Raw genomic sequence first — 20,209 nt, 5'->3', positions numbered from 1 at the left:
CCCTTAATATTTAATCCCCGGTATTTGGTCGCTGCGCCGCAGGCGCATAAACCGTCGGGTCCGGGATTCCGGCTTCCCTGAAGGCTTCCCGGCGCTCCACGCAGGTGGAGCAGGCGCCGCAGTGGACGGGACCGCCCTTGTAGCAGGAGTAGGTGCGGGAGAAGTCCACGCCCAGTTCATGGCCCATGGCGGCGATGCCGCCCTTGGACGTGCGGATGAAGGGACGCAGGATGCCCAGCCCGGCATAGGTTCCCAGGCGGACGGCCTCCGTCATGGCGGCCATGAATTCCTCCCGGCAGTCCGGGTAAATGCTGTGGTCCCCGGAATGGGCGGCAATGACAAGCTGCTGCGCTCCGCAGCTTTCCGCCACCCCGGCCGCGATGGACAGGAAGATGCCGTTGCGGAAGGGGACGACGGTCTGCTTCATCAGCTCCTCGTCATAGGAGCCGTCCGGGATGTCGTCCGCGCCGGAGAGGAGGGCGGATTTCAAATGGGCGGAGATGGGGGAGATGTCAATCACGCGGTGCTCTATGCCCAGGCTGGCGGCCTGCCAGGCGGCGCATTCCAGCTCCCGTTCCGCGTGGTTGGAGGCGTAGTCAAAGCTGAGGGCCACCCGCACGCGGTGGTTCCGGTGCGCCCAGTGCAGGGCTACGCTGGAGTCCAGCCCCCCGCTGAGCAGTACGGCGGTTTCCGTCTTATCCATGGCGCGCGTCAGAGGGGGCGGTTTTCCGGGTTGTGCTCCGCCATGGCGGTCAGCTGGATGCCGCCGCGGGGGGAGAAACGGCCTTCTACTTTCAGCCACCGCGGGGAGATGGCGGCTGCCAGGTCATCCGTGATGCGGTTGACGATCTGTTCGTTGAAGGCCGGGTAGTTGCGGTAGGAGGCCAGGTAGTATTTGAGGGATTTGGTTTCCACGCACTTTTCATCCGGAACGTAGGTGATCGTCAGATGGCAGGAGTCCGGCTGCCCGGTGACGGGGCAGAGGGAGGAGAATTCATGGGTGTCCAGCGTGATGGTGTAGGGACGCGTGCCGCGGTTGGGGAAGGATTCCAGCTTGGCGTCGTCAGGACTGGTGAAGAAGGAGCTTTGTGAGCCGAGTAGAGTCAGAGGTTCGGACATGGATGGTTGATGTTGTGTTGTAGTGGAAATTCAGTTTTCCTGCGCGGCGGCGTCTTTTTCCTGAACGGGTTCCCTGCCGGGGAATTCTTTCACGTACAGGTCCTGCTGGGGGAAGGGGATGGAGATGCCGTGCTCGTTGAACGCATTATAGATGTGTTCCCGCACGGAGGAAAGGCTGGAGGCCTTCGTCATGACGGGAACCCAGACCCATACGCCCAGATTGACGGAGCTGTCCCCGAAGCTGTCCAGCACCACGCTGGTTTTTTTCACCTTGGAAAGGAAGGGCAGGGAGGACAGCGTTTCCAGAACGATTTGGCGCGCCCGCTCCACGTCCGTTCCGTAGGAGATGCCCACTTCCACCTTGGAGCATTCGAACTTGTGGTTGCGGGTCATGTTGCGGAAGTTCTTGTTGAAGAGCTGGGAGTTCTGGAAGGCGATGATGGAGCCGTCCAGCGTTTCAATCATGGTGGAGCGGTAGCCCAGGGAGGAGACGCGGCCCCGGTAGCCGTCGCATTCGATCATGTCCCCCTGCCGCAGGCGCCCCAGCATCAGGGACAGGCCGCTGATGATGTTTTCAATGGTGTCTTTCAGGGCGAAGCCGATGCCCATGCTCAAGCCGCCCATGACCATCAGCAGCCCGTTGTAGTTGGCGTTCATGATGATGAGGGCTGTGAAGACGAAGAGCCCCCACAGGAACAGGGAGGAAAGCGTCACGAAGGTGGGGATGATGCCCACTTCATAGTCTTCCCCATAGACTTCATGCAGGGTGTTTTTACCGATGAAGATCAGGTAGTTGAGCACAATGGCAATCAGGATGACCGTGATGACGTGGCTCCAGCTGAAGGTGAGCAGGTCCTTGATTTCCGTGGTGGCGAAGATTTTGTTGATGATGAGGTCCCCCATGTCGAAGGTGGCGGCGGGCCAGATGATGCTGAACAGGATGAGGAAGATGGTCAGGCAGGGGAGCATCAGCTTGGAGACGAAGGGGCGGAACCACAGGATCGCCTGCTTGTTCCGTTCTTTCCGGCGGTTTTCATAGTGGTGGAGCAGGTTCCACAGCCCCACCAGGAGCAGGATGCTGGTCATCAGCATGATCCACGTCATCAGCACCAGGAAGGCCATGAAGCTGAACCCGGCCCAGCACAGGCCGCTGCCCAGGATGGTGAGCACCAGGGAGACGGTGGCGAAGAAGCGGTCCAGACGGGGAAGCTTGTGCCGCTGCCGCACCCAGGTCAGCAGGGAGAAGAGGGAAACCAGCGTGAACAGGACGGGCATGGAAATGTCCACGATGATGTTGGGAGCCATGAACATGCGCAGCAGCATGAAGAAGCCGCCCAGGAGCAGGTAGGGCATGTAGATGCGGATGCCGGAGTTAATGGTGCCGTAGGGGAGGCGCGTCACCAGGGAGAACAGGATGGCGCTGACCAGCAGGAGGAATTCCGCGCCCAGGGAGGCCGCGCTTTTCAGCAGGTAGTCCGGCGTGCGCATGGAGGCGATGACGAGGACGAGCGCCACGATGAGGATGGTGGTGACGTTGGTGAAGGCGTGGCGCTTGTTGTAGTGGCCCGTCTTTTCCAGCGTTTTCTTGAAGCCCAGGAAGACGATGAGGCGGGAAAGGCAGTAGGAGCACAGGACGATGCCCAGCAGGATGAGCCCGTAGTGCTTGAGCGTTTCCGGGGCCGACGGGAGCTGGAGCTTGCTGTCTGCGGACGTTTCCCAGGCCCCCATGCAAATTTCATACGTCTTGAGCGGCTTGAGGAAGATGTACCGGGCCGCGTTGGACGGCGTGTAGAATACCCGGTTGAAGAGGGAGGTGAACAGCTTGCCGCTTTCATTGTTCAGGGCGTCTATCTTGCCGCCCAGGCTGTTGAAGAGCTCCTTGAGGTAGCTGATCTGCTCCTTTTCCTTGAGCAGGGATTCTTCCAGGGTGCGGCAGGTGTACAGGGCCTCGTCCCTCTGCACCAGGGAGGGTTCCGACAGGTTGTCCGTGTTGACTTCCTCCAGGGATTCCGCCAGTTTTTTGATGCGCCCTATTTCCTTGTCCAGCCGTTCCTCCTGTCCCTGGAAGTCCGGCCTTTGGGCGTAATACGTCTTGACCAGGCTGGTGGCGGCCTTGCAGTAAAAGGCCAGCGTGAAGATTTTCTGATCGTCCAGGGCGTAAAGCACGGCGGACATTTCATACACCCTGGTGTCAAAGTAATTGTAGGTGGCGTCCGCTTCCTTCACCAGCGCCTCCCGGATGGCCATCCTTTTTTCCTCATTCTTTTTCAGGATGGTGATTTCATGGCACAGGGCCATGATGACGGTGTCCATTTCCGAGTGGTTAGGCTCCGCCTGGGGCTGCTCGGGGGCTGGTTCCTGCACCTGTTCCGGAACGGCGGCAGGCGCGCCCTCCTGCTGTGCCGCAGCATGGCCCGCGGCCAGCACACCTGCCAGGAGGAAGGCGGCGCAGCAGCGGAAAAACGTCCGGTAATCAGGGATGCTCATGAACGGTTCCAGTTCTAGGGGCTGGGGGCATCACGGTCAAGGTTATATTCCCCCGCTGCCTGAGACGGCTTTGCAGTGGGAAGGCGCGCGCTTTCCGGCGCATCATCCGGCCACTTTTTTCAGAAACCGGCATTCCCTGCCCGGCGGGTGGCCCTTATTGATTTCATGATTGATTTTTTAACGGAATATTGGTTAATATGTGAATAATTCCATGAATTGTATGAAGGAGCCGGAAATTTTAACCATAGACGCCCACTGCCATTTGTTCAACCACGAGGTCCTTTCCTGGAGGCTCCTGGTGGATTTCATCCTTTCCCGCATGCGTCCCCGTGGACCGCGGAAGCGTCTGGAAACGGCGGGAGGCATCAGCGAGTTGAAGAGGATCATCCGTTTTTTCAAGACGGGCTTGATGGATACGGAGAATATTTACGGCAAGCTGCTGGCAGAGGGCGGCTGCAATACCGTCGTGCCGCTGATGTTTGACCTGGATTACTGCATGAAGGGCGCCGGTGGGGCTGACGGGCTCCGGCGGCGGAAGGCCTGCAAGAGGAATGTAAAAAGGGAGGCGCGGAAGGAATGGGCCGTTCTCCGGAAGGAGCTTGATGAGCTGGCGGAACAGACCGGGAGGGGGGACAGGAGGGAAATCGGGGAGATGAAGCAGGCGCTCCGCCGCCTGTCCAGGCGGACGGAACGGCTTCCCCTGGGGAAACGGGATACCTTCCGGACGCAGGAAGAAGAACTGCTCAAACTGGCGGCGGCGTATCCCGGCCGCGTGCTTCCGTTTTACGTGGTGGACCCCCGCCGCCCCGGCAACTGGCTGCATGGTCCGGACGGGACGATAGACGTTTCCCCCATGACGGACAGGCTGGTTCCGGAATTGGGAGGGAAGGGCGGTTTTTACGGCTTCAAGCTGTATTGCCCCAATGGCTATTCCCCTACGGACCCGGCGCTGATGGCCCTGTACGAGTATTGCGAGCGGCACGGGGCGCCGTTGACGGCCCATTGCTCCGGCGGCGGCTTTGCCAGTTTTTCCCCTTCCATCACCGTGCACGGCCACGTTTACCGGAATGGAGAGGTTGTTCCGCATGACGGCGTTCTGGAGTTCAGGCACTACCGCCTGACGGACAAGCTCCGGGTGAAGGAGAAGGCGGAACTCCTGAACCATCCCCGGCTGTGGGAAAAGGTGATGGAAGCTTTTCCGCGCCTCCGGCTGAACCTGGCCCACTTCGGCTGCCAGGACGAAGGCATGGAATGGACGGAGCTGATTTACGGCATGATGGAGAAGTTTCCCGGACTTCATACGGATTTGTCCTGCATCACGGAGACGGCGAAGCTCAGGGAGATGCGGGAGTACTTTATCAAGGCCCCGGAACAGGTGCGCCGCAAATTCCTGTTCGGGAGCGATTTTTATCTGAACCTTCTTTTTCTGGACGGGATGAAGGAGTACATGGAGAACTTCCGGAATACGTTTACGGAGCAGGAAAGGCAGGAGCTGATGACGGCCAATCCCTCCGCATTTCTGGGATTGTCCTGACGGAAACGGGAAACGCTCCGGATATTCTCCGGAGCGTTTGAAAGGAAGACTGTGTTCCTGCGGGAATCAGTTCAGGGAGAAGGAACGGATCCTTTTCACGGATTCCTCCCGGCCCAGCAGGGAGAAGACGGAGGAGAGGTCCGGGCCGCCGCTCAGTCCGGTGAGGGCCACGCGGGCGGGGAACATGACGGCTCCCATTTTCACGCCGTTTTCCTTGGCAAAGGCCTTCAGCACGCCGATGAGTTCATGGCCGTCCCATTCCGGCTCCCGCTCCAGCCTGTCCGCCAGTTTGGAAAGCAGTTCCAGGGCTTCCGGCTGGACCTTGGCAACGGCTTCCGGGTCCATGCCCAGGTCAAAGAAGAAACGGATTTTATCCGGCACCTCCGCCAGCGTCTGCACCTTCGTCTGCACGGTGGCGATGGCGGCGTCCAGAATCGGGGAGTCCGGCAGTCCGGCATTCAGGCAGAAGGGGCGCGCCCTGGCCGTGAATTCCTCCGGAGCCAACGCAATGATATGCTGCTGGTTGACCCAGCGGCACTTGGTGATGTCAAATTTGGCGGCGGAATGGTTGACGGCTTCCAGGGAGAAGCGTTCAATGAGCTCCTGCGGGGAGAAGATTTCCGTGTCGTCCTTGGGGGACCAGCCCAGCAGGGCCAGGAAGTTCATCACGCCTTCCGGCAGGAAGCCTTCTTCCGGATACGCGCCCAGGGCCGCGCCTACGTCGCGCTTGGACATCTTGGAGCCGTCCTGGTTCAGGATCAGCGGCATGTGGGCGAAGACCGGGGGAGTGACGCCGAAGGCCTCAAACAGCTGGATGTGCTTGGGCGTGTTCATGATGTGGTCTTCCCCGCGGATGACGTGGGTCATCTTCATTTCAATGTCGTCCACCACGTTGACGAAGTGGAAGATGTAGGAGCCGTCCGCCCGGCGGATGGCCATGTCCGGCGTGTTGGAAGCGTCCCGGTAGTCAATGGTGATGTCTCCGCAGATCAGGTCATGGAAGGTGACGGGCTTGGAGCGGTCAAAGCGGAAGCGCCATGCGCCGTCGTCCTCGTACACGCGTCCGGCATCCTGGAGCTTCTTGAAATAGGCGTCGTAAATATCGTTGCGCTGGCTCTGGAAGTAGGGGCCGCAGCCGCCGCCCTTCATGGGGCCTTCATCCCAGTCCAGGCCCAGCCATTCCATGCCGGTGAAGATTGCGCGGGTGGCTTCCTCCGTGTTGCGGGCGTTGTCCGTATCCTCAATGCGGAGAATGAAGGTGCCCCCCATCTTGCGGGCGAACAGCCAGTTGAACAGGGCGGTGCGGGCGCCGCCGATGTGGAGGTAACCCGTGGGGGAAGGTGCGAATCTTGTTCTGACGTGACTCATGATGGGTAAGAGAGTAAGGGCCAGCCTGCCCGCGTCAAGCAGATACAGGGGGTGCATGCCAAAAAACGGGGCTGCGGCGGCGGGGAGGGGCAACGGGCTTTTTTTAGCGCGTTGTCGGCCTTGCGGCTTGCCTGGAAGGGGCTTTTAGGCTTCATTTAACGCCGTGTTCTTTTTAAAGCACATATTCCGTCTGCGGGAGAAGTGGCAGATTCAGAGGGATGATGAGGAAAAGCCCTTTCTGGAGCATCTGGATGACCTGCGGACCATGCTGCTGAGGATGGCGCTGTGCCTGACCGTCAGCACGATTCTGTGCGCCGGGTTTGCGTCCAATCTGATGGACATCCTGAGGCGTCCCGTCAACCAGGTGTGGGACATGTTTGAGGAATCCCACCTGCCCGCGGGAATAGGCCTGGAGGCATGGGGGAAGGCCAAGGAAATGGCTACGGCCATGACGAGCCTGGACGACTCCCAGAAGAAATTGCTTCTGAGGCAGGTTTCCCCGTCCCAGGGGGATTTGGCGGAGGCCGCCCTGGTGCTCCGCGGCGCGCAGCCCCTGCCGGAGGACAGGAAGAAGATTTTTATCAGGGACGGCAGCCCCACCTCCTCCGTGCGGGAGCTGGCGGAGGCCCTGGATGCCAAGGAAGCCATTCTGACGGACGGCACCGGGCGGGGCGCCCTTAAGATGATGAGCGCGTTCCAGCCGGGGGAGGCGTTCATGCTGACCATCAAGCTTTCCCTGTATGCCGGGGTGGTGATCTCCTTCCCGCTGCTGCTGTACTTCCTGCTGCAATTCATTATTCCCGGACTGCTGGAGCATGAACGCAGGCTGCTGTACAAGTGCATGGCGATCGGCTTCGGGCTGTTCCTGGCGGGCACGCTGTTCTGCTACTTCATCGTGCTTCCCAGGGTGCTGACGTTCTTTTACACGTATTCCCTGGAATTCGGAATTTCCAATGAATGGCGCATCGGCTACTACCTGTCCTTCGCCACGCAGATGATCCTGATGTTCGGCCTGGCGTTTGAACTGCCCGTGGTGGTGATGCCTTTCGTCAAGCTGGGCGTGCTCACCTACGACATGATGAAGGCCACGCGCCGCTACGCCATTGTGGCGATCGCCATCCTGGCTGCGGTCATCACCCCCACGCCGGACGTGGCCACTATGATGCTGATGGCCGTTCCCATGTATGCGCTGTATGAAATATGCATCATCCTGGCCTGGATGCATGAGCGCAAGGATGCCGCACGCGCCCGGGAGGAAGTCGCTCGGTTTGAAGAAGACTTTGACAACAACAATTCTCCCTACAACCAGTAAATACATCCAACCCGCGCCATTATCATGAATCTCCTGGAAATCATCATCCTGGGCATTGTGGAAGGCCTGACCGAGTACCTGCCGGTCAGCTCCACGGGGCACCTGCTCCTGACGGAATCCCTGCTGAACATGTCCCAGAGCAAGGAAGCTCTGGACGCCCTGGCCGTCTGCATCCAGGGCGGGGCCATCCTGGCGGTGCTGAGCCTGTATTTTCCGCGGGTGAAGGCCATGGCGCAGGGCGTGCGCGGCAATAATCCCGCCGGGCTGAAACTGCTGGTCAACCTCATTCTGGCCTTCCTCCCCGCCGCCGTGGTGGGCCTGTGCTGCGCCTCCCTGATCAAGGAATACCTGTTCAACACCTACACGGTGGCTTATTCCTGGATTGTGGGCGGCGGCGTGATTCTGGCGTACTGCGCCTGGCGCGCCAGGGAAGGACGTTCCAATGAAGGGAACTCCGGAGCCTCCATTGAGAGCCTGACCCCGGCCAGGGCGCTGACGGTGGGCGCTCTCCAGTGTGTCGCCATGATTCCCGGCACCAGCCGGAGCCTGATGACCATGCTGGGCGGCATGTTCGTGGGGCTGAGCGTGGAGGCGGCCGTGGAATTCAGCTTCCTGCTGGGGCTGATTACTCTGGGCGCGGCCACCGTCCATGATGCGTACAAGGACGGGGCGCTGATGCTGGAATCCTTCGGGTGGGAAGCCCTGGCCGTGGGAACGGTGGTGAGCTGGCTGTCCGCATGGCTGGCTGTGAAGTGGATGGTTTCCTACCTGCAAAAGCACAGTTTTGCCGTATTCGGCTGGTACCGCATCGCCATAGGCATCGTGACCCTGGTGCTCCTGTCCATGGGGCTGATGCATTAAAAAACGTTCTCCGGCAGTTGAATGCCGGAGGCCGCCTCCCCTCCGGGCAGGCGGCCTTTTTTATTATTTTCCGCGGCAGGGAAAGGTTCTTTGAAAATGTAACCTGATTGTAACACACAGGATTGATTTTTCAGGCATCATGGGGACATGAACATCACGTGGTGCCTGATAGCCGTATGGGCGGGAATAGCCGGACTGGCGCATTCCCAGGAAATCCGCGACGAGCTGGGTGCCCGGAATATCATTCTGCCGCAGAGGCGCGTGATTCTTCCGGCGGACCGGACGGTCCGGCAGCCGGTCACGATGGAAAAGGTGAATGCCCGCATCCTGGTGAACGGACGCTCCGCCGTGACCACCCTGGAGCTGGATGTGCGGAATAACGGTTCTTCCCCCGCGGAGGCTGAGCTGCTGCTGCCCGTTCCGGAGGGCGTGGTGGTGAAAGGTTTTTATTATGGGGACGGAAAAGCGGAGTGGAAGGCCTCCCTGATGCCAGCGGACGAGGCGCGGCGCCTGTATGACCGCATTGTGGCGCGCAGAAAGGATCCGGCCCTGCTGGAATTTGCGGGGTTCGGGGCCATCCGGTCCAGCGTGTTTCCGGTTCCGCCCAGGTCTTCCGTAAAGCTGGGGATTGTTTACGAACAACTGCTGACCCCTGTGGAGGGGCGTCTGGATTACGTGCTCCCCAGAACGGAAGCTCTTTCCGGGGATGCTCCGTGGACGGTGAGGGTGGAGCTCGCTTCCGGAAAGGACGGTCCGGGCAACCTCTTCACTCCCTCCCATCAGATGGAGCGCCATCAGCTGGAGAATGGAACCGTGGTTCTGACCCTGGCGGAGGAAAGGATGAACCCGGGCCCTTTCCGCCTGTCATGGCTGGAGGCGCGCGGGAAGAAAGGGGAAGCTTCTTCCGGGCCGGAAGCCAGCGTTTACGCCTCTCCTGACGCCTCCGGCGGGAAAAACGGCTATTTTCTGGCGATGGTGGGCAAGGATGTCCGCCCCGGTGAACACTCCATTCTCCGGGAAGTCACTCTGGTGCTGGACAGGTCCGGGAGCATGCGCGGGAACAAGCTCGCCAGCGTGAAGGAGGCGGCCAAGCAGATTGTTTCCGGCCTGAATCCCGGAGAACGGTTTAACATCATTACCTATAATGAAGGCGTCAATTTATTTGAAGCGGCCCCGGTGGAAAAAAATGGAGCATCGGAAAAAGCGGCCCATGCATGGCTGGATGCCGTCGTGGCGCGTGGGGGCACCAACATGCACGAGGCGCTGGCCGCCGCCTTGAGCCAGCCTTCCCACGAGGGGATGCTCCCCGTGGTGCTTTTCCTGACGGACGGCCTTCCCACGATCGGCCGCACTTCGGAAAAATCCATTGCGGCTCTGGCGGGGGAAGGAAACAGGGCGGAAAGGCGCATTTTCACCATCGGGGTGGGGGAGGACGTCAACGCCCCCCTGCTGAGGCGCATGGCGGAGATTTCCGGGGGGCTACCGTGCTACATCCTTTCCGGGGAGAATCTGGAGGTCAAGCTCTCGCAGGTATTCCGGCAGTTATACGGCCCCGTCTTCCGGAAGGTGCGCTATACCGTCTGCTCCCCGGACGGCAGGGAACAGCCGGGAAGGGTGCAGGATGCCATACCCTCCGGGGTTCTTCCGGACATTTATTCCGGCAATCCCGCCGTTCTGGCCGGGAGGTACATAGGTACGGAACCTTTCCTGATTAAGGGTACCTGCCTGGACCGGGATAACAGGGAGCAGGCTTTTGCCATTACCGTGGATCCGCAGCGCATCGCCAGCATGAAGGATGATTTTGTAGCCCGGCTGTGGGCCGCGCGCAAGATAGGCAGTCTGGAAACCGCTCTGATGGATATGGGCGGCAGCTCCTCCGGCACGGAAGCGCTGAGGTCCAATTCCAAAACGGCGGAATTGGTGGAGGAAATCATGCGGCTTTCACGGGACTTCGGGATCATGAGCTCGGCAGCCTCCTTTTTTGCCGATGACGGCAGTTCCGGCCCATGGCGGCGGGATCATGCCTCCATGGGGAGTAGGGGGAATCTGGAGGGGAAGGTGATGGAGGAATTGCGCGAAGGGCTGGGCGCCATTGCCCTGCAGGAAAATGCCGTAGCCAAGAAGCGGGAACTGACCCTCAACAAGTACAACATCCAGATGGACCGGGAGGGCCGTGCCGTGGCCTTTGACAATACGGCCCAGATTGCCCAGAACGGATATTTCAACAGGAACGGAGTCTGGATGGAAAGCACGGTTCTTGCCATGCCGGACGCGGGCCGCGCCGTGAAGACGGTCCAGGTGGGCACGCCGGAATATGCCGACGTGGCGAACAGGCTCATCCAGTCCAACCGCCAGGGGCTGTTGGCTCTGGATGGCTCCGTCATGATTCTCCTGGATGGAGAAACCGTACTGATGCAAAACAGTTTTCCATAAACAAACAACTAGTAATCAACAATCATGAACCGTATCATCGCATGTACTGCATTAGGGTTGCTGGGCGCAGGATCATTCTGCGCCCAGGCCGAACCCACTCCCGTTCCAACGGACAGCAAGCCTGTTCCGGAAGGAAAGGCCAGATACTCCGTCACCCCGGGACCGGAGGGGGAAAAACAGGACGCTAAAACCGGAACCGTCCTGGTTACGGTGAAAAGCGTGGACGCGGAAAAATCCGCATCAGCCGTGACCACCACCGGAAACGGGGTTGTCCTGACGAAGGCCGTGAACGCCGGTCCGGAGAAAGCCATGGGAGCGCGGAATGCCGCCTATTCCGTCACTACGGTGAAAGGAACCGCTCCGGGGGAAATGGAAATCCGTGTGACGCCGCGTGCGGAGGGAGCTTCTTCCGGAATTTCAGCCGTTCCGCCGCAGGAAGGGGTGTTCATCACCAGGAAGGCGGCAAGCCTTCCCGGCGGTTCCGGGAAGGAAGGTATTTTCCGTATCAAGCCAAGCGCGGTTGAACCGGTCAGGGAAGCGGCCTATTCCATCAAAACGGAAGGGAGCGGCTCCGAAAAGCTGACCATAAGCGTGGCTCCCGGTCTGGAAAAAACTTCTTCCGGAGGGGCGGCCGTTCCTGCAAAAGGGGATGTGGTCGTTACCCGGGCTGTCGTGACGGGGAATGCCAAAGGGGTGAAAGACGCCGCCTATTCCGTCACTGTTGCGGACGGAACGGCTCCCGGAGAGGCGGAGATCAGCGTAACGCCGGAGCAGGAGGAGGCTTCCTCCGGAACTCCTGCGGCTCCCTTCCAGGGTGCCGCAGAAAAAGATGACCGCGCCGTCGTTCAGATTGCCCTGTTGCTGGATACCTCCAGCAGCATGAACGGCCTCATCGACCAGGCGCGCACTTATTTGTGGAAGATTGTCAATGACATGACGCTGGCGCGCCAGAACGGCAAATTGCCCGATATCCAGCTTGCCCTGTATGAGTATGGAAACGACGGGCTGTCCTCCAGGGACGCCTGGATACGCCAGGTGCTTCCGTTCACGGATGACCTGGACAAGGTCTCCGAGGAATTGTTCAAGCTGAAAACCTACGGCGGCACGGAATGCTGCGGAGCCGTCATTGACCGGGCCGTGAAGGAGTTAAAATGGAATACGGATGATCCCCATGCGCTGAAGCTGGTCTTCATCGCCGGCAATGAACCCTTCAACCAGGGCAGCGTGCCGTATGCGGAAGCGATTGCGCGCGGGCTGGAGAGGGACATTACCGTCAATACCATTCATTGCGGCAATGCCGGAGACTCGGATACGCGCCTGTGGAAGGACGGAGCTAAAAAGGGGGACGGCAGCTTTCTCAACATTGACCACAATGCGGCTCCCCCGGACCCGGAAACGCCCTTTGACGGAGAACTTGCCAAGTTGAGTTCCTCTCTGAATGCGACTTACCTGGCTTACGGTTCACCGGAAGTTCAGGCTGAAAGGCTGAGCAAGCAGGAACGCCAGGATACGCTGGCGCTGAAACTGTCGCCTGCGGCTGCCGTAGGGCGGGCCAGCGCCAAGGCGAACAAGGCGGCGTACTCCAATACTTCATGGGACCTGGTGGATTTTTATGACCGGAACGGAGTCCAGGCGCTGGGAGATTTGGGGACTGCCGGACAGCTCCCCAAGGAACTGGAAGGTAAAACCGCGGAGGAAGTGGAAGCCATCGTGAAAAAGAAGGCGGAGGAGCGCGGAGCCCTGCAGAAGAAGGTAAAGGAGCTGGACGCCCAGCGCAATGAATGGCTGGCCAAATGGAAGCAGCAGAGCGCTTCCAGGGACGCCAAACCGAACACCCTGGAGGACGCCATTATCCAGGCTGTCCGGCAGCAGGCCTCCAAAAAGCAGTTTTCCTTTGTTGAAGAGAACGAAACGGAAGGAAAAGATTCCCCTATGAATGATAGAGTGAAGAAATGAGTGCTCCTGCGGGGCTGTCCGGGAGTGCCGGCGGCCCCGCAGAATTTTTCTTCTGAAAAAACCTGTTTTACCGCAACGTTCCTATTTGATAGATTATTCCGCGCATGCACCGCTACCGCATTCTGGTCGTAGAAGACGATCATGCCATTAGAAACGGCCTGGCGGACGCCCTGGCGGTGTCCGGCTATGACGTTTTGTCCGCCAGGGACGGTTATGAGGCCATGGAGATGATTCATGCAGAGGAGTATGACCTGGCCCTGCTGGATGTAGTCCTGCCCGGAGCGAACGGTTTTGAACTGCTGAAACGCATCAGGGAAGACCGCTCCACCGTTCCGGTGCTGATGCTCACCGCCAAGGGCGCGGAGGCGGACAAGGTGAAGGGGCTGAAGCTGGGGGCGGACGATTATGTGGTGAAGCCCTTCAGCCTGCTGGAAGTGCTGGCCAGGATAGAGGCCGTGCTGAGGCGGTCCCCGGAAAGGCCTAGCGCCGTCAACCGCGTCATGCTGCCGGAGGGGCATCTGGATTTTGCCGCCCGCGCCCTGGTTCTGGGGGAGGAGCGGGTGGTGCTGACCACCAAGGAATTTGACCTGGCGCGCCATCTGGCGGCCAATGCCGGAAGAATCATCACCCGTGAGGAAATCCTGGCGAGGGTCTGGAAGATGGACCCCCGGCTGGTGGAAACGCGGAGCATTGACACCACGATCGCCCGCCTGCGGGAAAAAATGGGGAAAAGGAACTCCGCCGTCATCCGCACCCTGAGAGGGCGGGGATATGTTTGGGAGGACGGAGCATGAGCAGCCGTTTTTCCTTCCATTTGCTGTTGTGGTCCTGCCTGCTGATTCTGCTGGGGGTGATGGGATGGCTCAGCCATTCCATGCTGGATGCGGAGAAGCGCAGGCTGGCGGAAACGCACCAGATCCGCCTGGTGGAGCAGAGCCGCCTGGCCCTGTGGCGCATGGATTCCCTGCTGGCCTCCATGATCGCAGGGGAGAACAACCGTTCTCCCGGAGAATATTTCCAGGGGGACGCGCTGGCGGAAGTCCGCAAGGAGGAAGGTGCGATGCCGGATTTGTCCGGCTTTGCCAAGCTGTATTTCCAGATAGACCCGCGGGGAAACGTTTCCTCTCCCCAGAAGGACAGGGAACGGCTGGAATATGTCCTGCAACTGGGAAGATCCGGCTGGGGCAGCCGTGTGGTGGATGCCATGAAGAATTTGCCGAGGCCTGCCTCCATCTCCGCAGGGAATGCCGTGCAGCCGGAGACCGCCCCCCCTGCGGAAGAAGCGGTACAGGTGACTTCCGTCGCCATCATGGATGGAAGGGAGCAGCAGAAGAACGGCTTGCAGCAGGAGCTGGCAGTGGAAAGCAGGAAGGCTTTCCAGCAGGGAATGGAAGACTACAACATGCGTAAAAACCTTTCCAACAGCCAGCAGGAGTACAATGTCAGCGTCAAGGTGAAAAAGAAAGCCATGGAGCCTCCCCGGCGGGCAAAGAAGGAGATTGCGGATTCGGGACGGCTGGTCGTTTCAGGGGAGGTGAATGGCATGGAAAGTCCGGAAGGGGAGGGGGATTGCCTGGATGTGGCTGGTTCCTTGAAAAAGACCGGGAAAAAATTGGAAAGCGGGCCCGGCGATATTGCGGCTCTCTTGGATATGGGAGCCGCGGCATTGACTCTGGACGGGAAGATGGTCCAGTTTGAGGTTCATGAACAAAAGGCGAATCCGGTTCCGGTAAAGGAAAGCCTGGCGGAAATGTCCGTCACCCGCCGTGACGGGTTCGCCAAAACTCCGGAAAGTTACAGGGAGTTCTCCATTTCCTCCCTCCAGCCCAGATGGCAGCAGGGGAAGGAATGTTTCCTGACGCGCCGCATCTCGGACCACGGCCAGGTATGGGTGCAGGGAATCTGGCTGGACTGGGGCAAGTTATCCGCCTACCTGCTAGAGTCCGTAGCCGATATTTTGCCGGAGGCTACTCTGTCTCCCGCCGACGGGCGGGAGGAAAGCTATCTGACCCTGGCCGGAATTCCCGCCATGCTGAATCCGGGCAATCTTCCCTCCATGCCCGCCAATTCCCTGCGGACGGTCTGGAATTCCATGGCGATGGCGTGGTTTTGCGGGCTTCTGGCCCTGTGCGGGGTCATTGGCTTCATGATCGGCCTCATCCGCCTGAGCGAACGCCGCGCCGTATTCGTTTCCGCCGTGACGCATGAACTAAGGACGCCTCTGACTACGTTCAACATGTACACGGAAATGCTTTCTTCCGGACTGGTTCCCAAGGGCAGGGAAATGGCCTATGTGGATATCCTGAAAAATGAGGCGGGCAGGCTGACGCACCTGGTGGACAACGTATTGAGCTACGCGCGGGTGGAGAAAAATTCGGTCTCCCTCCAGCCGGAAAAAATTCCGGTGACGGACCTCGCCTCCGCCGTCATTGCCCGCATCTCCCCCCGGCTGGCCGCCGCGGGCATGGACTCCCAGCTTTACGTGGCTCCGGAGCTGCAAGCGGAGGCCGTGACTGCGGACATGACCGCCGTGGAGCAGATCGTGTACAATCTGGCGGACAACGCCGCCAAATACGCATGTTTTGACGGCAGCGTCCTGAAGGTGGAACTGGCACGGGAAAAGCGTTTTCTGGTCATCCGTGTGGAGGATGAAGGGAAAGGCATTTCCGATTCCCTGAAAGGGAAGCTGTTCCGTCCCTTTTCCAGATCTGCGGAGGAGGCTGCCGGAAAACAGCCGGGCGTGGGGCTGGGGCTGGCTTTATCCCGGGAACTGGCGAGAAGCATGGGCGGAGACTTGTGCCTGGAAGAAAGTTCCCACGGATGCCGCTTTGCCCTCAGGATTCCCCTTTCCAGGGCATGAGGGCACATGAGGGCCTGTTCCGGAAAAACAAAATTCTTTAAATCAGCCGTCATTCGGGTTTTAATCCTTTCCTCACCCTCTTTATTTTTCAAGAACCATTTCCTTTTATGAATACTCCATTCTGCCAAAGCTGCGGCATGCCTCTGGGAAGCAGGGAAGACTGCGGCACCAACCATGACGGAACCTCCAGTGAGGAATATTGCCGTTATTGCTTTCAGGACGGCGCATTTACGTCAGAATGCACCATGGAGCAGATGATTGAACATTGCGCCCGATTTGTGGAGGAATTCAACAAGGAGAATGGTTCCTCCTATACGAAAGAGGAAGCCATTGCCCAAATGACCCTGTTTTTTCCCACGCTGAAACGCTGGAAAAAACAATAGCACGTCTTTTCGTTCCATCCCTTATTCACAGGGAAGGGCCTGTCCTTTCCTCCCTTGTTCGCTGGCCGCCTTCTCCCTGCGGTACAGGATGTCCTGGAATGTTTAAAACCCCAGGAAGGCGGACGCATATTGTTTAAAGTACCCTTTTTCCTTGTCCGCTTTCGGCTCCCCTGCTGGCCGGAGGCCCGGTTCATAACATGATCCGGGGCTTGTCTTCCTCCGGTTTGCCAGCCTTGCTCAAAACAGCCCCATGGGGAGAACCTTTCAGGGTTTCAGGGGTGGATTATCTCCTCTGCGGTCCATGGGAGCCTCCGGGGCCTGAAGGCCGTGGTGAGGGAGACGGACGGGAGGGCGCAGCCGCAGGAGGCGAAGACGGCCTGCTGGGCGCGCTGGCGGACGGCGGCGGGGAAGAAGGCCTGGAAACGGATGGAGGGCTGCTGGGACGGTTCATGCCCGAATGACCCGGACGGGAGGCGGATGGCCTGGAGGAGGGCGTGGATGGACGGCTGGGACGCCCGAAGTCCGGCCTGGAGGGCCGGTTCCCCTCCGGACGGCTGATGCCCGGACGATGCGTGCTCCCGGAATTGCCGGAGCCGGGGCGGTGGGGATTGTTGACGGACGGGCGGGAGGGCTGTCCCGGCTTTCCGAAGTCCGGCCTGCCGTGGCTGCCGCCGGGCTGGCCTATTCCCGGCCGGTTATGGCTGTCGCCCGGATTACTTACGGGCGGACGGTGGGAATTGCCGGGTTTTCCGAAGTCCGGGCGGTGGTTGGGCCTGCCGGGCTGCGGAACCGGCCTGTTGTTGCCCGGGCGGTGGTCCGGACGGAAATGATCCGGCCTGTACTGGGGCTTCATCGGCGGACGCGCCATGGGGCGGCAGTAATGGGGCCGGATGTAGTGCCCGCGGTAATAGGGGGCCGGTCCCCACGTGGGGATGTAGTAATTCGGGCGGATCAGGCTGATGGAATAAATGGGGCTGCCGAACGTGTCATAGGCATAGATGGGCCTGCCTCCGTAATATCCGTAAATGGGATAGCCGGAGTTGTCATACATGTAGGACATGCCGGAGCCGCCGCTGCTGTAGGAGCCTGATACGCTGAAACTGTCATAATAAGGATCATAGCAACTGGACAGGGCGCATCCGAGGGCGGCTGCCAGCAGCGAGTTTTTTAAAATAACGTATGCTTTCATGATGTTGAAACGGGGTGGGTTGTTTTTTCCCTTTGCTTGAAAAGCGGCGGGATAAAAGTACATTTGTTTAAAATTATTTTGCTTGGAAACGGGCTTCCTATTGTCTTAGACTGCAAAAACGTTCTACGTGATGGGAATTCTCTTTCAAGATAAAAAAATCGGCCTGGCCCTGTTGTGTGATAATGCCCCGTATACGCTGGCCATGACGCTGGCGTCCTATGAGAGGTCCGGGCTGCTGAATTATTTTGACGAGGCCTGCGTCGTTTTTCCGGAAAGCGCTGGCAAAGTATGTGAAACGGCGCTTTCTTACGGACTTTCCGCGGAGTCTTCTCCGGCGGAGGGCGGCTTCATAGGGGCGCTCCATACGGCGGTCAACGCGCTGGATACGGATTACGTGCTGCTGGCTGAGGATGACTGCATGATCTGGGAGCACCTGCGCGGGGAAACTCTGGAAAACCAGTTGAAACGAGCGGTGGAGCTGCTGATTTCCGGCCAGGCGGACATGGTGCGCCTGCGTCATGCCTGGCGCGGCTGCACGCGCTACAAGGCCGCCTATACGTATTCCTACTTTTATCCCGTGGAGCAGCTGGCCACCATGTGGGTGCATGCGGAAGGCCTGTCGGAAGCACCGGACTGGATCAAGAGCATCCGGCGCTTCTTCCATCCTTTCCGCTCCAAGCGTTCCATCGGCCGATGCGTTTATGTGGAACAAAATCCCCATCTGCGCTTTCCCGAATACATTACCAAGATTGATGAAGGCTACATCATTGACAGTGAGGTTTTCCAATGGACCAACCAGCCCACCCTCATCGCCCGCTCCAGAATCAGGCAGATTCTGACCGGGCTGGCGCAGGCTCCCGGCACCATCGGAAAACTGCCGCAGGACTTTGAAACCGCCGTCAACAACCCGCGGTGGAGGGACGCCCACATGAACATAGGCGTCATCAGGGGAATTTTCACTTAAAGGCGCATGGCGGAAAGAGGAAAGGCGGTGCGGTATGAATGCACCAGGTGCGGCGCATGCTGCCGCTGGGCCGGAGACGTGTGCATTGAGGAGGATGAAGTCCGGGAAATCTCCCGTTTCCTCCACATGGACGAACAGGCCTTCATTGACGAATGCTGCCGCCTGAGGGCCAACCGGCGCGGATTGTCAATCCGGGATGCGGAGGACGGCGCCTGCATGATGCTGGCGGAAGGCGGCTGCCGGATCAATCCCGTCAAACCGCGCCAGTGCCGGGACTTCCCCAACAAATGGAACTTCCCCGGCTGGCGGGACTTGTGCCGTGCCAGGGAAGTGGAAAAGGAATAAAAGCCTCCGGCGCTTTTTCAGGATTGTTTACAGGAACTGCGCCAGATCCCGTTCAAAGCCGGGATAGGAGGTATTGATGCATTCCGCATCCGCCAGCACGGTATCTCCCTGTGCGCTGAATCCGGCCACCAGGAAGCTCATGGCGATGCGGTGGTCTCCGTAGCTGGGCAATTCCGCGCCTTTCAGGGGAGCGCCTCCGTGAACGACCATGCCGTCGTCAAATTCCTCCACGTCCACCCCCATGAGCCGGAGATTGGCCGCCGTGGTGGCGATGCGGTCCGTTTCCTTGACGCGCAGTTCGCGGGCGTTGCGGACGATGAAGTCTCCCTGGCCCAGGGCTCCGGCCACGGCCAGGATGGGGATTTCATCAATCAGGTTGGGGATTTCTTCCGGAAGCAGGCTGGTGCCGTGCAGGGAATCCGAACCGTACACGGTAATATCCCCGTACGGTTCGCCCGCATCCTCCGGAGAAGTGGTCACAATGTCCATCCGCACCCCCATCCGTTTCAGTGCGCTGATGACGGCGTTCCGCGTGTTGTTCAGGCCCACCTGGCGCAGCGTCAGGCGGGAGCCGGGACGGCTGGCGGCGGCCACCATCCAGAAGGCGGCGGAAGAGATGTCTGCGGGAACCGTCAGGTCATGGGCGGCGGGGAGCGCCGGACCCTGGGTACTGACGGTGAGGCCGTCTACCGTGCAGGGCACGCTGAAATGGCGGAACAGGCGCTCCGTGTGGTCGCGGGTGACGGCGGGCTGATGCACGGTGGTGGCCCCGTCGGCAAACATGGCGGCCAGCAGGATGGCGCTCTTCACCTGGGCGCTCGCCATGGGAAGCGTGTAGGAAATGGGGCGCACCCGGCCGCCGTGGATAAACAGCGGAGCGCAGCCCGGCTTGGCGCCGCGGGCTTCAATCCGCGCGCCCATCTGTTCCAGAGGCTGCACGATGCGGCCCATGGGGCGGGAACTCAGGGAGGCGTCCCCGAACATTTCCGAATCAAAGGGGCAGGCAGCCAGCATGCCGGCCAGCAGCCTCATGCCCGTGCCGGAATTGCCGCAGTCGATGGTCCGTTCCGGAGCCGCGGGCTTCATGGCGACGCCCGTTATGCGGAAGCGGACGGGGCCATATCCCTCCCGTTCTTCCAGCACTTCCACCTTGGCCCCCAACTGCTCCATGGCGCGCAGGGTATTCAGGCAGTCTTCACTGCACAGGAAATTATCCACTTCCGTCACTCCCTTCGCCAAGCCGCCCAGGATGGCGGCGCGGTGGGAAATGCTTTTGTCTCCGGGTACGGTCAGTACCCCTTGCAGGGAAGAAATGGAATGGGAGCGAAGGTTCATGGACGTCCGGAAGAACTACCCTGTATTGGCCGCTGAATCAAGCCAATTACGAGACGGGCGGGA

Annotated in this window: 16 protein-coding genes; 10 read left to right on the top strand and 6 right to left on the bottom strand. The window is 59.8% G+C overall.

The features are described 5' to 3' along the window. Positions 1-10: 10 nt before the first annotated feature. The 3 genes from queC to QSJ36_RS02485 are packed head-to-tail and all read right to left on the bottom strand — an operon-like array spanning position 11 to position 3,606. Positions 11-703 carry a 7-cyano-7-deazaguanine synthase QueC gene (gene queC, locus QSJ36_RS02495; protein ID WP_102722039.1) on the bottom strand — a complete coding sequence of 231 codons (693 nt, stop codon included), beginning with the start codon at positions 701-703 and terminating at the stop codon, positions 11-13. 8 nt (positions 704-711) lie between these two features. Next, positions 712-1,119, bottom strand: a complete 408-nt coding sequence (gene queF, locus QSJ36_RS02490; protein ID WP_022398325.1) for a preQ(1) synthase — start codon at positions 1,117-1,119, stop codon at positions 712-714. A gap of 30 nt (positions 1,120-1,149) precedes the next feature. Then, positions 1,150-3,606 (bottom strand): mechanosensitive ion channel family protein, encoded by a 2,457-nt coding sequence (locus QSJ36_RS02485; protein ID WP_285466589.1) that lies wholly within the window; start codon positions 3,604-3,606, stop codon positions 1,150-1,152. Between the two features lie 211 nt (positions 3,607-3,817). On the opposite strand from QSJ36_RS02485, the gene QSJ36_RS02480 reads away from it, so the two are divergent. Continuing rightward, a complete protein-coding gene (locus tag QSJ36_RS02480; RefSeq protein WP_285466588.1) occupies positions 3,818-5,140 on the top strand; it encodes an amidohydrolase family protein in 1,323 nt (440 codons plus the stop codon). A 66-nt stretch (positions 5,141-5,206) separates the two neighbouring features. Here the strand turns inward: QSJ36_RS02480 and gltX are convergent, their stop codons facing one another. Further along, positions 5,207-6,508 (bottom strand): glutamate--tRNA ligase, encoded by a 1,302-nt coding sequence (gene gltX, locus QSJ36_RS02475; protein WP_102730457.1) that lies wholly within the window; start codon positions 6,506-6,508, stop codon positions 5,207-5,209. 163 nt (positions 6,509-6,671) lie between these two features. Here gltX and tatC point away from each other — a divergent pair, with 163 nt between their 5' ends. The 7 genes from tatC (at position 6,672) to QSJ36_RS02440 (ending at position 16,313) form a co-directional block, all read left to right on the top strand. Beyond that, positions 6,672-7,820: a twin-arginine translocase subunit TatC gene (gene tatC, locus QSJ36_RS02470; RefSeq protein ID WP_285466585.1), complete on the top strand. Its 1,149-nt coding sequence runs from the start codon at positions 6,672-6,674 to the stop codon at positions 7,818-7,820. A gap of 24 nt (positions 7,821-7,844) precedes the next feature. Beyond that, a complete protein-coding gene (locus QSJ36_RS02465; protein ID WP_022398320.1) occupies positions 7,845-8,681 on the top strand; it encodes an undecaprenyl-diphosphate phosphatase in 837 nt (278 codons plus the stop codon). Positions 8,682-8,828: 147 nt separating this feature from the next. Next, the gene (locus tag QSJ36_RS02460; protein ID WP_285466583.1) at positions 8,829-11,114 is read left to right on the top strand and encodes a VWA domain-containing protein; all 2,286 of its coding nucleotides are present in this window, start codon (positions 8,829-8,831) and stop codon (positions 11,112-11,114) included. Between the two features lie 24 nt (positions 11,115-11,138). After that, entirely contained in the window at positions 11,139-13,070 is a 1,932-nt protein-coding gene (locus QSJ36_RS02455; protein ID WP_146018194.1) for a vWA domain-containing protein, read from the top strand. A 104-nt stretch (positions 13,071-13,174) separates the two neighbouring features. Next, on the top strand, positions 13,175-13,864 hold the full coding sequence (locus tag QSJ36_RS02450; protein ID WP_022398317.1) for a response regulator transcription factor: 690 nt from the start codon (positions 13,175-13,177) through the stop codon (positions 13,862-13,864). Continuing rightward, positions 13,861-15,930 (top strand): HAMP domain-containing sensor histidine kinase, encoded by a 2,070-nt coding sequence (locus QSJ36_RS02445; RefSeq protein ID WP_285466581.1) that lies wholly within the window; start codon positions 13,861-13,863, stop codon positions 15,928-15,930. The genes QSJ36_RS02450 and QSJ36_RS02445 overlap by 4 nt, the downstream gene beginning before the upstream one ends. A 107-nt stretch (positions 15,931-16,037) precedes the next feature. Further along, positions 16,038-16,313, top strand: a complete 276-nt coding sequence (locus QSJ36_RS02440) for a zinc ribbon domain-containing protein (protein WP_102722048.1) — start codon at positions 16,038-16,040, stop codon at positions 16,311-16,313. Between the two features lie 283 nt (positions 16,314-16,596). Here the strand turns inward: QSJ36_RS02440 and QSJ36_RS02435 are convergent, their stop codons facing one another. Beyond that, complete coding sequence (locus tag QSJ36_RS02435; protein ID WP_285466579.1) at positions 16,597-17,502, bottom strand: hypothetical protein; 906 nt, start codon at positions 17,500-17,502, stop codon at positions 16,597-16,599. 127 nt (positions 17,503-17,629) lie between these two features. Between QSJ36_RS02435 and QSJ36_RS02430 the strand changes: the two genes are divergently transcribed. Both QSJ36_RS02430 and QSJ36_RS02425 read left to right on the top strand, forming a co-directional pair. Next, positions 17,630-18,466, top strand: coding sequence for a hypothetical protein (locus tag QSJ36_RS02430; protein WP_146017785.1), 837 nt, complete (start codon positions 17,630-17,632; stop codon positions 18,464-18,466). Positions 18,467-18,472: 6 nt separating this feature from the next. Then, entirely contained in the window at positions 18,473-18,811 is a 339-nt protein-coding gene (locus QSJ36_RS02425) for a YkgJ family cysteine cluster protein (protein WP_102722050.1), read from the top strand. A gap of 27 nt (positions 18,812-18,838) precedes the next feature. Here QSJ36_RS02425 and aroA read toward each other — a convergent pair whose 3' ends face one another. Then, positions 18,839-20,146, bottom strand: coding sequence for a 3-phosphoshikimate 1-carboxyvinyltransferase (aroA, locus tag QSJ36_RS02420; protein ID WP_285466575.1), 1,308 nt, complete (start codon positions 20,144-20,146; stop codon positions 18,839-18,841). Between the last annotated feature and the right edge of the window lie 63 nt (positions 20,147-20,209).

The organism is Akkermansia sp. NBRC 115031 (genome assembly GCF_030268505.1).
Lineage (GTDB): Bacteria > Verrucomicrobiota > Verrucomicrobiia > Verrucomicrobiales > Akkermansiaceae > Akkermansia > Akkermansia massiliensis.
The sequence above is the reverse complement of the archived record's forward strand: the minus strand, read 5'-3'. Positions and strand labels throughout refer to the sequence as shown.